The organism is Pseudobacillus badius (genome assembly GCF_002189605.1).
In the GTDB taxonomy this organism is placed as follows: domain Bacteria; phylum Bacillota; class Bacilli; order Bacillales; family Domibacillaceae; genus Pseudobacillus; species Pseudobacillus badius.
The window spans coordinates 1-13,877 of sequence record NZ_MWMM01000002.1 but is presented as its reverse complement, the minus strand read 5'-3'; the positions used below and the strand labels follow the sequence as shown (position 1 = coordinate 13,877).

The 13,877-nt window shown below is 36.2% G+C and carries 19 protein-coding genes; 13 read left to right on the top strand and 6 right to left on the bottom strand.

Annotated features, from left to right (window positions below):
* The first annotated feature begins 628 nt into the window (after positions 1 to 628).
* Positions 629 to 937 (top strand): hypothetical protein, encoded by a 309-nt coding sequence (locus tag B1A98_RS03040; protein ID WP_041096588.1) that lies wholly within the window; start codon positions 629 to 631, stop codon positions 935 to 937.
* A 251-nt stretch (positions 938 to 1,188) separates the two neighbouring features.
* Here B1A98_RS03040 and B1A98_RS03035 read toward each other — a convergent pair whose 3' ends face one another.
* Positions 1,189 to 1,650, bottom strand: coding sequence for a YrvL family regulatory protein (locus B1A98_RS03035; RefSeq protein ID WP_082821817.1), 462 nt, complete (start codon positions 1,648 to 1,650; stop codon positions 1,189 to 1,191).
* 105 nt (positions 1,651 to 1,755) lie between these two features.
* A complete protein-coding gene (locus B1A98_RS03030) occupies positions 1,756 to 3,177 on the bottom strand; it encodes a S8 family serine peptidase (protein WP_063385820.1) in 1,422 nt (473 codons plus the stop codon).
* 276 nt (positions 3,178 to 3,453) lie between these two features.
* On the opposite strand from B1A98_RS03030, the gene B1A98_RS03025 reads away from it, so the two are divergent.
* Positions 3,454 to 3,933: a hypothetical protein gene (locus B1A98_RS03025; RefSeq protein WP_063385821.1), complete on the top strand. Its 480-nt coding sequence runs from the start codon at positions 3,454 to 3,456 to the stop codon at positions 3,931 to 3,933.
* A gap of 608 nt (positions 3,934 to 4,541) precedes the next feature.
* Here the strand turns inward: B1A98_RS03025 and B1A98_RS03015 are convergent.
* Positions 4,542 to 4,934, bottom strand: a complete 393-nt coding sequence (locus B1A98_RS03015; RefSeq protein ID WP_063385822.1) for a hypothetical protein — start codon at positions 4,932 to 4,934, stop codon at positions 4,542 to 4,544.
* A gap of 250 nt (positions 4,935 to 5,184) precedes the next feature.
* On the bottom strand, positions 5,185 to 5,589 hold the full coding sequence (locus B1A98_RS03010; protein WP_063385823.1) for a hypothetical protein: 405 nt from the start codon (positions 5,587 to 5,589) through the stop codon (positions 5,185 to 5,187).
* A gap of 383 nt (positions 5,590 to 5,972) precedes the next feature.
* On the opposite strand from B1A98_RS03010, the gene B1A98_RS03005 reads away from it, so the two are divergent.
* The 4 genes from B1A98_RS03005 (at position 5,973) to B1A98_RS02995 (ending at position 8,589) form a co-directional block, all read left to right on the top strand.
* On the top strand, positions 5,973 to 6,218 hold the full coding sequence (locus B1A98_RS03005) for a hypothetical protein (RefSeq protein WP_063385824.1): 246 nt from the start codon (positions 5,973 to 5,975) through the stop codon (positions 6,216 to 6,218).
* A 126-nt stretch (positions 6,219 to 6,344) separates the two neighbouring features.
* Positions 6,345 to 6,515 (top strand): YfhD family protein, encoded by a 171-nt coding sequence (locus B1A98_RS20170; RefSeq protein WP_240492509.1) that lies wholly within the window; start codon positions 6,345 to 6,347, stop codon positions 6,513 to 6,515.
* 428 nt (positions 6,516 to 6,943) lie between these two features.
* Entirely contained in the window at positions 6,944 to 8,212 is a 1,269-nt protein-coding gene (locus B1A98_RS03000; protein WP_063385825.1) for a hypothetical protein, read from the top strand.
* 113 nt (positions 8,213 to 8,325) lie between these two features.
* Entirely contained in the window at positions 8,326 to 8,589 is a 264-nt protein-coding gene (locus B1A98_RS02995; RefSeq protein WP_063385826.1) for a hypothetical protein, read from the top strand.
* A gap of 83 nt (positions 8,590 to 8,672) precedes the next feature.
* Here B1A98_RS02995 and B1A98_RS02990 read toward each other — a convergent pair whose 3' ends face one another.
* Complete coding sequence (locus tag B1A98_RS02990; protein ID WP_063385827.1) at positions 8,673 to 9,245, bottom strand: hypothetical protein; 573 nt, start codon at positions 9,243 to 9,245, stop codon at positions 8,673 to 8,675.
* Positions 9,246 to 9,449: 204 nt separating this feature from the next.
* Between B1A98_RS02990 and B1A98_RS02985 the strand changes: the two genes are divergently transcribed.
* From B1A98_RS02985 to B1A98_RS02955, 7 genes are all read left to right on the top strand, one after another.
* Positions 9,450 to 9,854, top strand: a complete 405-nt coding sequence (locus B1A98_RS02985) for a hypothetical protein (RefSeq protein ID WP_063385828.1) — start codon at positions 9,450 to 9,452, stop codon at positions 9,852 to 9,854.
* A gap of 241 nt (positions 9,855 to 10,095) precedes the next feature.
* Positions 10,096 to 10,602: a hypothetical protein gene (locus tag B1A98_RS02980; protein ID WP_063385829.1), complete on the top strand. Its 507-nt coding sequence runs from the start codon at positions 10,096 to 10,098 to the stop codon at positions 10,600 to 10,602.
* A 171-nt stretch (positions 10,603 to 10,773) separates the two neighbouring features.
* On the top strand, positions 10,774 to 10,995 hold the full coding sequence (locus B1A98_RS02975) for a hypothetical protein (RefSeq protein WP_063385830.1): 222 nt from the start codon (positions 10,774 to 10,776) through the stop codon (positions 10,993 to 10,995).
* Positions 10,996 to 11,330: 335 nt separating this feature from the next.
* Positions 11,331 to 11,540, top strand: coding sequence for a hypothetical protein (locus B1A98_RS02970; protein ID WP_063385831.1), 210 nt, complete (start codon positions 11,331 to 11,333; stop codon positions 11,538 to 11,540).
* Positions 11,541 to 11,680: 140 nt separating this feature from the next.
* The gene (locus B1A98_RS02965) at positions 11,681 to 12,067 is read left to right on the top strand and encodes an SET domain-containing protein (RefSeq protein WP_063385832.1); all 387 of its coding nucleotides are present in this window, start codon (positions 11,681 to 11,683) and stop codon (positions 12,065 to 12,067) included.
* A gap of 233 nt (positions 12,068 to 12,300) precedes the next feature.
* Positions 12,301 to 12,804: a HEAT repeat domain-containing protein gene (locus B1A98_RS02960; RefSeq protein WP_063385833.1), complete on the top strand. Its 504-nt coding sequence runs from the start codon at positions 12,301 to 12,303 to the stop codon at positions 12,802 to 12,804.
* Between the two features lie 259 nt (positions 12,805 to 13,063).
* Positions 13,064 to 13,408, top strand: coding sequence for a hypothetical protein (locus tag B1A98_RS02955; protein ID WP_063385834.1), 345 nt, complete (start codon positions 13,064 to 13,066; stop codon positions 13,406 to 13,408).
* 257 nt (positions 13,409 to 13,665) lie between these two features.
* Here the strand turns inward: B1A98_RS02955 and B1A98_RS20685 are convergent.
* The coding region (locus B1A98_RS20685) for a hypothetical protein (protein ID WP_206602710.1) at positions 13,666 to 13,877 on the bottom strand (212 nt) is incomplete at its 5' end.

Below are 13,877 nucleotides of genomic sequence, written 5' to 3'. Positions count from 1 at the left end.
TCCTTTCTTCTGTGAATGTATTTTACCATAACAACCCATTATATTGCGGCAGGGAAGTCCACATATCAAGATAGACAACGGAAAATTCATCATTTATTGGTATAATCTATTTTAGAAACGTGTCTTTCCTTGATTTAGATAGTCTATGGTTGAGTGTGAGGTTTACTCCAAATATTCTTTTCTTATCCTCTTTATTGCTGTGTGTAACCGTATATGCGAAAAGCAGCTACACTGGATTATTTGTAACCTTAGTGTACTTTATCATTGATGTTCTATCTGATGGCAGGATGTTTAAACTGTTTTCTATCGGTTCAAACACAAATAACTTTTTCTACTCAGTGTCGCCGGAATATTATTACCTGAATCGTCTAATGATATTGTCTTTAAGTTTCTTATTTTTATTTCTCTTCTGTAAGAGGTCAGTTAAGTTATAGATTTTTTCCTTGAACAGCTTACATTTCCGCTCGGAAACAGCAGCCAGTACGCTAACGAGTAGAGGCTATGACAAAGAAATTAGCCAATGAGGCATTACGGCGGTTGGAGTTTTAGTTCAACTCTGATTTTGCTTTTACAAATAGCTAAAACAACTGTGGTCAGCTCAAGTATATAGGAAAGGTGACTAGTATATATGGATATAAATGCCGAACACCTAATAAAGCTTTGCCAATTGCTAATGGAGAGCATTCAAAAAAGCGGTTTAGAACAGGTGCCTTTAGATTCAGATTACTATTGGGCAGTTTCAGATGATGATATTGAAAATTTGGATAAAGAAGTTCCAGAATTAGTAGTGGGGTCTTTATATGATGATTGGACAAGTCTACAAAAGGTAATGGAGGGCGCTTCCCCTTTAACGTCTATAGACATAGAGAGAGTTGCGGCTGTATTAAATTATTTAGCAAGGTACATACAGAAGTCAGACAATGAAGTTCTTTTTTAGAGAGTTGTGCAACTGTCGTCCCGTTTGTTAAATGTTTAATTGTTCATCAAAAAATAAACTGAAAGTAAAATTTGCTATTCAAACATGTAAAGATCGGTGAAATGTTGATTGAAATCAACGTGAGCTGCAGGTTTAAAATAAGGCTGCGGTGTTTTTAAAACAACTGTGACATTTATGGAAATCCCCCTTATTCAATAAAGGGGGATTGAAGCAGGAGCTGTCTAATAGAGTCATCATGTTAACTAGATCATTTATTTGAATCTATTATTTATTTTTTTAAACTCCTCACTGTCAATGTCTGGCGGCTCATCCTCGTCTTTTTTCAATCTCCAACCAATAAACCCAGTAACCAATGCAAATATGAGCGTTCCTTGCCACTCGATTTCAATATTTATCATGAAATGATCGATTACCTCAATGAGTAAGAAGGTCAGAGTGGTATTCAAAATAAATAATGCCCACCCTTTACTCGTTTGGAGTATGCCAACAGACTTTAAAGCTTTTGGAATAGCATCTGTAATAAAGGCCAGGGGGATTTCAAGGAATAAATATAAAGCAAAGAACAATACTACATCCCATAATGAATGATATTGGAAGCCTATTATTCTTAAAAAGATATATTCAAAAAAAGCAATAAAGAGTAATATGACCAGAACGATAGAAATAGAAATACCTGCAGTTTTAAATTTATTGATACAAATTGCCTCCTTCAAACGCTTTTTCCATATGGTTAAATAAGAACAGGGAATGGGCCTTACGGATTTTTTATTTAACAATAATTTATATATACAGAACCTAAACAACTTCTCTGCTTAATTTTATTTATTCATCATTATCAAGGAACGATAGGCATTCACTTTTCCCGCTCCAAAATAGTTGTCTCTGCCAGGCTTGCCAATATCAGAACTTCCTTTTTCTAGATATTTAAGCACTTTGCTCACAGAAGGATTCTTGCCTGTTCGCTCTGTATGCTCTGAAATCATAAGGGCTGCCGCAGCGCTGACTTGTGGTACTGCATAACTTGTGCCTTCAGTTAATGTGTAGCCTTGAGGAATTCCAAGGGATTGATCTAAAGGTGTATTCATTTGATGAATGGGAAAAGTTGTGATGATCATTTCATTTGCACGCTCAGATCCATCATGGTCAAGAAGGGAGCCGCCAGGCGCGGAGAAATCCACTTCCTTACCAAAGTTTGAATAATAGGCTAGATTATTATCCTTTGTATTACTGGAAACTGTTACGGCATCATGTAATCCGCCAGGTAAATGCTTAAATTTAAATTCTTTTAATTCATCCAGATCAAATCCATCATTCCCGGCAGAGGCTATCACAACAGAGCCTTTTCTTTTTGCGTATTTTACAGCTTTTTTATAGGCTTTGATGAGTAACTTATCTTCTTTTTCTGATTTAATCAAATAAGTACCGACACTTAAGTTAATTACATCATTGCCATCATTAGCTGCATCGATAATAGCATTAATCACCCATAAGGATTTTCCTTCTGTACTTCCAACCACTTTATAAGGAATGATTTTTGTCTGCGGCGCAATACTTGATAAAATCCCGGCAATACTTGTGCCATGGCCTAACTCATCAGTCACGTCCATATGACCTGTACTATAATTTTTAGCTAATGTCAGATCAATATTTTCTTTTATTAAAGGGTGTTTTATATCTATTCCACTATCTATTAAAGCAATGGTCGAGTGTTCCCCTTTATCAATGGATAAACTCCTGTAATTACTTGTTACGTCCTTTAAATACCAATTAAAAGATATGAAGTTTCTGGAACTTAGGGGCGGATATTTGTTTTCAGCATGAACCTTGTTAGAATTTTGAGAGTCGTTGAGTGTGGATTTGTGTGCTGCATTTAGAATTTTATTGGATGAAACAGTCCCTTCGTAAGGTGGAATTAAAGTAGGCAGCTCTCCTTGGCTCTCTACATAGGATGTGATTTTATGTTGGACTTTGCTTACATCAATATGTTTAGGGTTCTCGACAGACACTAATCCAATCTCTTCAATGGCTGTTGCGGTGAGGGATGGATAGTGTTTTTTAATTATCTCTAAAACTTCTGTAGTTTGTTCCGGATTTTTTAATAAATATGTATGGTTTTCTTGAACATTATTTCTTTCTGCTGTATCCGTATTGTTTGAGTCAGCAGAACTGTAAATTGGAAATAGGGCCAATGTAAAACCAATACTCAGAAAGATGATCAGATATTTTTTACGTAAATGCATTTTCTTCCTCCCATACAAGATTAATTTTCCAAACAGCAATGATTATAGCATGCAAATATATAAAGAAATGAGACAAATTGTAAAAATTGGATAAAGATTTCTCCGGCAGAATAAAAACCAAATTGAAAAGTGAGGTGTTTGATGTTTTGTTAAAATTTTTTGATCTTATGTAAATTTTTTGTTTAATTACCCAATTTATCCAAATGATATGATACCGTATAAACCGTGAACAAGATTCACGAATGGTCAAAAAATTAGAAGAAAGAGGGATCATTGATGAAAGCTAAAAAAGCTCTGACATTGGCATTAAGCTCGTCACTTTTGTTTGGTGTTTTTGTTTCACCTGCTGCTGCTTCACAAGCTGAAACCTATCAGCCAGATCAAACACAACATACATTAACAACGTCAAATAATGAGTTAGACAAAGCGATAAAAGCAGAAAAAGTTTCGCAGAAAGAGCTCACTCGATATAGCATTTATGTAAAAACCCAAGTAAAAGAAACAGGAGAAGTGACTCCTGAGTGGAAACTCGCAGCTGTCAAAAAGGCGGTTAAATTTATGGTTGATCATGCAGATACTATTCCTATTAAAGCAGTTCGTGATGCTGTAAAAAAATATGGTCCTAAGATCAATAACGCAATGGATACTCTTGAAACCTATTCATGGTGGGGGATAGCGAACGCCTTAACTAAAGCAGGGGTTCCAGACAAATATGCGGATATGATCGCCGATTTTATTGTCAAATACATTTTATAAAAACAGAGTCACAGCATAATAGATTGATAACATCTATCGTTTTATGAATATAAAATGGCCTGGGCATTTATCAAAGCCCAGGCTTTCCTTATTTTCCGAGCTATAATGACCAAGCTCTTTCGCTTTTTAGCGATATCACAAGTTTTTGTTATGTTATTTGGTAATCGGGGAATGATTTTTAACGTTGCTTTAACAGCTACACAATTAGTTAGTTCAGGAGCCATTGTTCCCCGAGAATTATTGCCAAACTTTTATCAGAAACTTGGAGATTTGTTGCCAGCAACTTATAGTGTGAATAGTATTTCAGTTTAATCTATGGCGGCGGTAACCTTAGTTCGGATTTAAAGCATTTGTGTATGATTATCGCTGTCCTTTTAGGGATCGCTATTGTGGTACAAGTGGCATTTTATTTTCTGGAACGATCGAAAACAGAAAAAGAGCTTGTGGTTAAAAGCTAAAACAATGTGCTATAACTTTTATTTTTTCTTATATTGTACATTTCTCGATAAGAAAAGCATCCCAATTGTTAAAAGTGTCTAACAATTGGGTGAAGTGCATTTTTAACTTTAAATTTGCCTATAGTCTAACATCTATATGTGGCTTGAATTTTAATTCAGCAAGAAAGAGAATTTCTTTTCCAGCTTTTTATATCGTGTATCTTTCCCTCTATTGCACAACATTATTGATAAAACCTGCTTTGCTCTTTCCTTTTGGTTACTCTTTAAATAAGCTTGAATAACTTTGGTGAAACTAGAATCGTAGACGAAACCCTGTTGTATCTGTTCATGAAAAACCCGGTCAAAGTATTCAGTCGCTTGCTTATATTTTTGTTGCTTAGCGTAGGATAATCCGATGTTAATGTGCAGGCTTGAAGCTTCTGCTGGGGATAGGCTTGGATGTTGTAATGCAAATTTATAGACATTTCTTTCTGCCTTTTTAAGAAACACAGCACTTAAAATACCGCCTAGCAGAGCCGATACACCGTACATATTTATTCTCATTTTTGATTGCTCCTTTTTACTTCTAATCATACTAAAATTGCAGCAAATTTAATATGACTTGAAACTCAAGGTGTATGATTCTCTTCTTCCATATGTTAAAGCTGCTGAACGCTCTTTTTCATTCAAGCGGCTAAAAAATTTTAAGTATAGAGAGGGAGTGCATGTATCGGGATGGCTAAGCTATTTCGCTCATGTGCTTTTTTGTTATGTTATATTTTCTTAAAACCGGATGTGTGGCTACTTCGGCTAATTAATCAGAATGATCAGCGATTTTATAATCATAATGCTTGCTGTTTTTAAAGGTAAAAACGGATACAAAACCAGAATCGTAATAAGTGATTCCGAGTCGCCTTTCACCAGTAGCAAAGATGGTTATCCAATAGGATTGAGAAAAATCTTTTACCTTATTGTATCTGTTTTTCTTTAATGGAGTATTAAGTAAGTTGTTTGTTATTTGATTGATTTTATTAGGATCTGTAACCGTCGTCTCTTCAGAAGTCCAAGGTTTATCCACCTCAATTGAAGTAATATTAGCACTAGTTATCCCCTCATCTTTAAACAACTCTTGAAGGGAAGTAGACCTTCCATTGTTTATAACAAAATAAAGACCGATAAGAATGGATACCATAAGCAGGGCAATCCATAGCTTTCTCATGGCAGGCTCCTTCCTTTTGGGTTATTATTACAACTTTAATATAATTTATTTAAAGGAAGTTAGCTTACGGTTGTATTTTGAATTAAATTCCAATACGGTTGATGATGAGAGAGAAGGCTTAAAAAAAGCCATAAAATAGATGGTTCTCACTACATTGGAGAAATCTTATCAATTTGAAAAGCATGAGAAAGACCATTGGTTCTTGTACGAAGCTACTCTAATATACAGCGTGGAATGATGAACGGTGAGCTGAAGTTTTCAGCCCCGCATTAAATGAGATAATTGGTCTGGTTTGTGTCTGATATCAGCTATCCTTTTATGCCTTACATATTATTGGTTAAAAGAATAGATACTGAATGAGAAAGAACAAAGAGGTGATTCGAATGAAACTGTGTCCTGTATGTAATGCATTTAAGGAAATTGAATTATCCTGTCCAGAATGCAATTCCTCATTAGAAGACAAGGGAAAGGTGTCTGATTTTTTGGACCCATATGGTCACTACAATGATGAAGAAACGGTAAAAATGGGCGATGGTTATTCCGATACAGCGAAAAAGCAGATCTGTCCACATTTAATGTACTGCAGTCATTGCGGGTATGATGCAGTAAAATTTATTCAAGAGGAATAGCGGTTACAGGCCGGGAGGAGGAAGGGCAGCCGCAAGTAAAGAGTTTTTCATTTAAAGAATTCTTACATTAAAATGAAGTGACTCAGCCATACTTTTAAAGAACGAAAATATTTAAAAGGAGGCTTTATGATGGGAAGAGACGATCATCAAACAAGCGGCAACAACTCAAGTTCTTTATCGCAGACACCAAAAAACTTAAAAATACCTCCAGGCAAAGTGGATGAAGAATTTTCCCGTGAGTTAAATGAATGGGATGATGCTAAAGCTGAACGGGAGCAAAAGAATCAGGAACGTTAAAATCAAAGAGCGATTCCTTTGATTATGAAAAACACCGACTAGTATGCGGTGTTTTTCATTTCATAAAAATAAGAAACAGGCTGTTTAAAAATATGGACCATTTTATTTAGAAAATGATGTTGATAGCAAAGATCCTTACGATAGGAACGGTTTATCCTGTTGTTTTTTTGTGGTTAAAATGTATATAATTGGGTATAAGGAACCGCTTTATATGTTTAAAACAAAGATAGAGAAGACTAGCTTATCATCTTGCCTTTAAAGGAAACAGGTGGCGCAGAATGAGGGGGTTCTGGGGACTGCAATTTTTGAGTGATTACTTGGGCACCTATCTAAATGAAGAAAAACGATGCTTATTATGATGAACCTGGATGGTACCGCGAGAAGTTAAGTCTAAGCGGGGGCAATAGCAGAAAGCTAAGGAGATTGAGATGGATAAGAGGATTAAAGATTTAATTGATTTTACAAGAGAAAAGTATGGATTAATAGAATACTATCTACATACATGGAACCTTCATCGCCATACTACGGTTTTTAATGATACGGTGTACACGCTGAGTATGGAATGGTTTCCAAATTCCATGAAAAACTGGGAGGATCAAGATCTTAATCCAGAAGGAACAGCTTCTATCGAGATAGACATCCATTCAAGAAGGGCCAGCAGTGTGATTTTTGTTGGAGGAAGATCTTATGCTGGTGAAATGATGTTTGACTTAAGTAACAAGGAGAAAATCATCAAGTGGATCGAACAGGAAACGGGATTGACTTATGAAAAGGAGTTTGAGTTCTGGAAGGAAGAAGAAAGAGAGATCTATTTCAAGGCGTGTATCGATGGCATGGCTGTAGCTCCTTCTGGTTCTATTGAATTGAAGCTTGATCAGGATGGAAAGCTGATTTTATTTTCTGTTATCGGACAATTTCCTTCTCCCGCATTCATTATGGAAGAAACATATGAACTGTCATTTGAACCAATAGAGGGGTTGGCAAAGGAACAATTGAAGCTGATTGAATTTCCCGTTATGGAAGAAGAGAGACTCGTTCATGCTTTTGCAATCGAGGAGATTTATATAAAAAACGATTGTTTTTCCACGCTGCCTTTTGAGCAGTTTGTATATGAGAAATCTCGCTTGCAAATAGATCAAGTGATTGAATGGGGCCTTCAAATTCAACAGCCTTTTCATAGAAAAGAATTAACTTTTGTTGAACATATCACACCTGAGCAAGCCTTTCGTTGTGAAGCACATCCAGATTTGCAGCCTATCATAGGAGAAGACATAAACCAATGCACCAGTGCCATACAACAGTTTTTCAGTCAAGAATATCCTAATGACTCAGGAAAATGGTTATTAAAGTCGCTGCATCGGGAGAAGGGATACATCCAAGCAACATTCCAGATAAAGGAACAAGAAGAACGTGTATTTAAGCGGAAAATAAGGCTGTTCATTGATTCTGAGACTTATGAAGTGTTGAATTACATGGATAATAGGCCGTTTTTAGAAATCTATCAAGATTTTAAAGAGTCGGATCAAATAAAGGTCGCCAAAGAGGAAGCATTTGAGAAACTAAAAGACTTAATTGAACTGACACCATGCTATGTATATGATTTTGAGCAAGGCGGCTATGTTTTATGTGGAAAGTTAGATTGTCACTATGCAGTCAAAGCTGATAGTGGGGAAGTTCTTGAATTAAGTGACCTGTAATATCAAACGATGGTTTATTTATACTTCTAAGTTATATCATGAGGCTAATGAATAAGGGCACCTCTATCACCATCCAAAAATCATGATCATGCATCAAGAATGGAGGTTTACTAGTGGATATTCATTTGGGTTTACTGGCATCCCTGATTTTAAATGTGGTCTTTTTAATTATAATTTTTGGACAATCTAAGAAAATCAATGTGTTGAGGGAAGAGAACAGGCAGTTAACTCCTATTGAAAACAATGAGGAGCTGGTGGTCTTGGTCAGTGAGAAATTAAGAACCCTAGGTGACATCCAAACCATCAAGTATCTAAGAAAAGAAAAAGGAATGTCAATGATAGATGCTAAACAATTTGTGGAGGCGTTAAAAAAATAGTCTTGTTTTTTTAGATTAAAATGATCAAACAGCGAAACTCCCGCTGAAACCAATTTCTTCAGCGGAAGTTCTTTAGTTAGTGATTACCTCTTCGCCAAAGCCCTATCCATCTGTTCTTCATTCGCTTGAACTTCATGACTATCTGCATCAAGAATGCGTTGATACGTATACTTTGTGTTTTGCCAAAAATCCAAAGCGAAGAGAGCAATCGGCGTATTTTTTTGTCCTTGGTGATTGTAGTGAGTATCGACAACCCTAGCCTTAAAAAGATTCGTCAACATATACTCATCATTTTCTATATCTGCCAGATACTTACCGGTTTTATATTCATTCACGATGTGATTCTCAAACTCTGTGCGCTCGCTGCCACTAGCCTTATAACCTTGAGCATAAAAGCTGACTTCATTCAATTTTTCTGTTTTTGTTTTACTGGAAGCGGCTACCTCTTGGATTTTTGATTGCCAATTTCCTTTTTCTTTGCTTACTGCCTCGTCAGCCTCATGATTGGACGTTTCTTCTCCAGCCTTCTCACTAACGGATACGTTTGTTTTATCATATTCTTTTATGCTGAAATAGGAAGTACACCCACCAATGACGAGTGATAATAAAATGAAGAGACCCAAACAGCCTAGACAACTTTTTAATAAATTCTCCATTTGCCTTCACCCTTTCTAAGTGTGGAAATGTGAAAAAGTTCCTCTCCTCTTCTATTTATTCTATCAAACGATTGGAGATTCTATATCCAGTAGTCGACAGGCAGCAACAAGGTGCTTGAAATCATTTCAGCATAATACGTCTATAGAGCTTATTAAATACAATCATTCTTATCATTTAATATGTATATGTTAGGAGAACTGACAATGCCGTTGCTTGAAAACATCAAAAGAAATTTTAAGAAAAAAGAGTTAAAAGGGTTAGCATTAGATGCTTATTTTGTAAGCGAGAAATTGGCTGAAAGAACATTGGCCGATAAGGGCTTCGTATATGGTTATAAGAAAAAGAGAAGTGATGGCATCCCGACTGATAAATTTGCTACGTTGATGAATATTGGGGGTCCGACTTTAGTCTTGCATATTGGCGAAAAAGCTGATGGACAAGGTCTCGAAATGCAAGGGAAAGTAGACAAGCGGCTCGGGAAAGTTTATGAAAGAAGTGAGATGCAGATCAGGGAAAAGCCCCATGAAGTTTTCATTAGATTAGAGTGGGTTCATGACCTGATGGATATCAAAGAATTTATAGATGAGGTATACGAAAAAAGAAGATGATGAGGTGTATTCAGTTTTTCTTCTTGCCGCCGATAGAGGGCTGAAAAGGAGCTTTCATCGATTTGACAAAAACAGATATTGATCGCCACAGACTAGTAGTAAAAACAAATATCAAACAGATAAGAAATAGCAGCAACCCTAGCTTTTCAAGGTTTTGATTGTACAGAAGAATGCCGCCCAACAATCAAAGAAGTATAAATATGAAGTGCTTTTTGTTAGGATGCTTAACGGAGGTGCGCGGTTGAGAAAAATAGTTTGTTTCATCGTTGTTTCATGCTTGATTGCTTTAACAGGCTGCAGTCAAGAGGAGGATGCTACCCAGTGGTACGATACAAAGGAAAAAGCCATTCACTATGGGTTAAAGCAAGAGGGGACGAACGAAACAGCGATTTTATCCATTGAGGATTTTAAAGGAGAGACTATTGTCTTTTATGAGTTTGAGCGAGCATTAGGTGTTGCTAGCATAACCGAAAGTGAAGAAGGTTTTAGCTGGTATAGAAATAGAGCCTACAGCGGATTTGAAGGGGATAGCCCTTATTCAACCGTAGGTTTTGAGTTTGAAACTGAAACTGGATTAAATGTTCCTATACTAGCAGGTAAAGCCTCAGATATATCAATTGAAAAAATACAACTAAAAGAAGATGGACTAGAAAGAGACTTACGCATATTTGATACGTCCCGTTTATTTTTCTCTATTCATGAAGCCCCATTTTCCTTACTTGAAGTTATTCCAATAAAGGCAAATTAATAAACTGACACTGAACATTTAACATATAAGGTGTGTTTTTGAATTCAAAAACAGTACATTGTACGTATTATAGTTATTAGTATCCAATGAGTAACCAATCCGTTGTAACCATTTGCCAAATAGATAATGATAAGATAAACGATTAGCAATAGCTGTTAATAGGAGGAGCACATGAAATTTGTTGCAAGAGCATTTTGGATTTCGCTTATCTGTCTAATAGTAGAGATTTTAATCTGCAGTGTAATCGCTGGAACGGCAGAATACACAGGCCATAAGTATCAGGCAGATTTTTTCATTCAATTAGGCATTAATTTGGGAGTGTTTTTTACCTTGCTGTCCATGGTCATGGGAATTGCTTGGGTAATTATGAAAATGACGATGAGAAGAGTTTAAGGCTTGCGGTTGCAGATTTTTTTATACAAAGAAGTGGTAACTAATACTTATTGATAACTTGTCATTAAGGTCAATTTGATTGAAAACCCTGTGTTTCAAGGTCTTTTCTTTAAGTGAAGAGATAGGTTGGTTGAGTAAGGAGAGCGTCTTTATCATAAACCATGTAAAAAAGCGGGAATCCCCTCGTATTATATAGAGTCATCTTGTGCTAGCTATTTAATTGTGTGCCCGCCCATGTTATAATGAGACACTTAGGATAATTACGACTTTTGCTCATAATTGAACGGATGCTGAAAAAGCCTCCGCCTAGCGATCTAATGTGGAGGTGTAAGAGAATGAATAAACGATGGACAATTGATAAAATTAAAGAATTTGTTGAGAACAATTCAGACAGTAAGCTGCTAACAACGGAATACCATGGTTTTTCTCAAAAGTTACTATTTGAATGTGCATGCGGCACCCATTTTGAAAAAACACTTACGAAATTTAAAAATAATCACCAACGTAAATGTGCCGTATGCCAACCGCCCAAAGTGTCACGCTAACGCACGTTGCGGGGAATCAACTACATAGGGTATGCAACAGTTAGATGAATCATAAATGATGTTTCTGATAGAGTGGAAAGACTTTTCCAAATTAATTTTACAGTTAAAAATAATATTTAAAAAGTGAGTAGGCGAACGAGATGATTGAGGTAAAACTATCTACAATAAGTGAGGGAGAATTTAATAGAGGAGTATTTGCTACACGTGATATCAAAAAAGGGGAGCTTTTACATGAAGCACCTGTCATTTCTTATCCAAACGATCAGCATCAATACATTGAGCAAACTTTACTTGCTGATTATGCTTTTGAGTATGGGATAAATCACTCTGCGATCCTTCTTGGTTATGGAATGTTGTTTAACCATTCTTATGAACCTAATGCAACTTATGAGATTAACTTTAAAAATCATACATTTGACTTTTATGCTTTCACCGATATAAAAGCAGGAGATGAGATTTTAATTAATTATAACGGCGATGTTGATAACAAAGATGAACTATGGTTTAATCAGGAACAAAAAGAATAGCAAAACATTCTCTATAGAACCAGGCAATTAAAGCGAACCCCCACTGAAGGCGCAAAGATTCAGTGGGGGTTTCTATTTATCCACCTGCTCCTCATTCGCCTTAACCTCCTGACTATCACATCAACAACGCCTCGATACCTGTACTGTTCACTTACAGAGACAGAATGGTTAAAGAAGAACCATGCTATAATTAAGTTAATGACGGTCAGTGACGAGGAGTTAGGATAAAGCAGATGGATATCAATTCGTTAAGAGCGGTATTAGAAAATGAGAAGCTTGATGAAGCTGAAATCATTCTAGAGGAAATTGGCAAAAGCAAAAACATAGAGGCTGTTCCTTTACTTGTTGAATATTTAAAGAGTACGGAAAATGTTTTATTGAGAAATTCTATTGCTTTGACATTAAGTGATATAGGAAGCGAAGAGGCAGTACAACCGCTGATAGAAGTAATCAATGACGCAAAAACTTTAGGGCATAGAGGGACCCTGTTATATGCACTGGAACCGTTTGATTGTTCGGCACATGTAGAAACACTAGTTGACCATTTGATAAATGGAAACTTTGAAGTGCAAGCCCAAGCATATCAGTTAATAGAAGCAATTAACGGCAGAATACCAGCTGACACCTTATTTAACTGTATTCTAAAAATAAAAGAAGAATTAAATGAAATAGAACGGCAGCAGGAGATACTCTCAGAGACGTTGGACACGTTGTTTTCTTTCAAGAAGTATAAATAAATCCAGTGGGTGCTTTACTACAATAGAGCCTATTAAAATGAGGGGTATGCGGAACACCAGCAAGGCTGGCAGTTCGTATAACATGAGTTGGATGGTGACAGACGATTACTGATCAGCTAACCGTTAACACTTTAGTGAAATTTGCTTCTTTACGCCGGGCGAGGAAATAATATACAATTGACACGTAATAGGTAATCCCAATGTACCCCACACTAAGAAATGATTAGGAAAATTTATTGGCTAATGGAGAGATTAGTAAATGACAGAAGAATTTAATGAAAGTCTTCTTATGAGAAAGAAAGGAAAGAAATTCACAGAAGAGGATTTCACCCAATTTTTAGAATCTTATGGGTTCATAAACATAAAGTTTGCAAGGCCAGATGATCGATTAATCAGAATTCATGCTAGACAACCTGTTATCTTAAATAATAAGACAGACAATCAGCCTAGAACTATGTGGATACGATGTAATGATGACCTGATTATCCAAGAAATCGAATGGTGGGAAGGTTTGTTTTATACTAAAAAAGAGTTAATAAAGTTTGCAGTTCAAGGGTGTTTGCTTCTAGTGGCAATTATTGTATTATTCGTCATGATTATATGAGCCTTCCAAAGGTGAGGGGCATAGCTGCACCTAGTGATGGCAATGCTGATTGGATCAATAAAATTAGGGTGGTATCGCGATCAACCCCATCCCGTACTTGGGAGGGGGTTTTTGTATGCTTTTTAAAAATTTTCAGGAGCGATACCTATGAACTCTAATGAAAGGAAAGAAACAGTTGGACAGCGGTAGAAGCAAAGCGGAATGATTGGGCAGAAGCGGATACCAATAAAAAGAGACGGCAAAGGAAAAACCCCTAATTAATTAGAGGTTTCTTGTAAATTATTCTCCATCACTTTCTCAATAGCTGAAAGTACAGATTCAATACTGTCATAAGTTTCGACAAGAGGATTACTTAAATAAGTTAGTCGAAAGAATGTATTTCGCAACTGAAAAGTGAGCCATTTATTAATTAAAAATTGAGCCACTAAGATTGGCTGTTTTCTAGCCATTCTTTTGTTTCTAAAATTCG

Excerpts from the sequence above, each read along its gene's own strand:
- B1A98_RS03040 (WP_041096588.1), top strand. The coding sequence starts at position 629 with ATGGATATAAATGCCGAACACCTAATAAAGCTTTGCCAATTGCTAATG.
- B1A98_RS03030 (WP_063385820.1), bottom strand. The coding sequence starts at position 3,177 with ATGCATTTACGTAAAAAATATCTGATCATCTTTCTGAGTATTGGTTTT.
- B1A98_RS03025 (WP_063385821.1), top strand. The coding sequence starts at position 3,454 with ATGAAAGCTAAAAAAGCTCTGACATTGGCATTAAGCTCGTCACTTTTG.
- B1A98_RS03015 (WP_063385822.1), bottom strand. The coding sequence starts at position 4,934 with ATGAGAATAAATATGTACGGTGTATCGGCTCTGCTAGGCGGTATTTTA.
- B1A98_RS03010 (WP_063385823.1), bottom strand. The coding sequence starts at position 5,589 with ATGAGAAAGCTATGGATTGCCCTGCTTATGGTATCCATTCTTATCGGT.
- B1A98_RS03005 (WP_063385824.1), top strand. The coding sequence starts at position 5,973 with ATGAAACTGTGTCCTGTATGTAATGCATTTAAGGAAATTGAATTATCC.
- B1A98_RS20170 (WP_240492509.1), top strand. The coding sequence starts at position 6,345 with ATGATGGGAAGAGACGATCATCAAACAAGCGGCAACAACTCAAGTTCT.
- B1A98_RS03000 (WP_063385825.1), top strand. The coding sequence starts at position 6,944 with ATGGATAAGAGGATTAAAGATTTAATTGATTTTACAAGAGAAAAGTAT.
- B1A98_RS02990 (WP_063385827.1), bottom strand. The coding sequence starts at position 9,245 with ATGGAGAATTTATTAAAAAGTTGTCTAGGCTGTTTGGGTCTCTTCATT.
- B1A98_RS02985 (WP_063385828.1), top strand. The coding sequence starts at position 9,450 with ATGCCGTTGCTTGAAAACATCAAAAGAAATTTTAAGAAAAAAGAGTTA.
- B1A98_RS02975 (WP_063385830.1), top strand. The coding sequence starts at position 10,774 with ATGAAATTTGTTGCAAGAGCATTTTGGATTTCGCTTATCTGTCTAATA.
- B1A98_RS02970 (WP_063385831.1), top strand. The coding sequence starts at position 11,331 with ATGAATAAACGATGGACAATTGATAAAATTAAAGAATTTGTTGAGAAC.
- B1A98_RS02965 (WP_063385832.1), top strand. The coding sequence starts at position 11,681 with ATGATTGAGGTAAAACTATCTACAATAAGTGAGGGAGAATTTAATAGA.
- B1A98_RS02960 (WP_063385833.1), top strand. The coding sequence starts at position 12,301 with ATGGATATCAATTCGTTAAGAGCGGTATTAGAAAATGAGAAGCTTGAT.
- B1A98_RS02955 (WP_063385834.1), top strand. The coding sequence starts at position 13,064 with ATGACAGAAGAATTTAATGAAAGTCTTCTTATGAGAAAGAAAGGAAAG.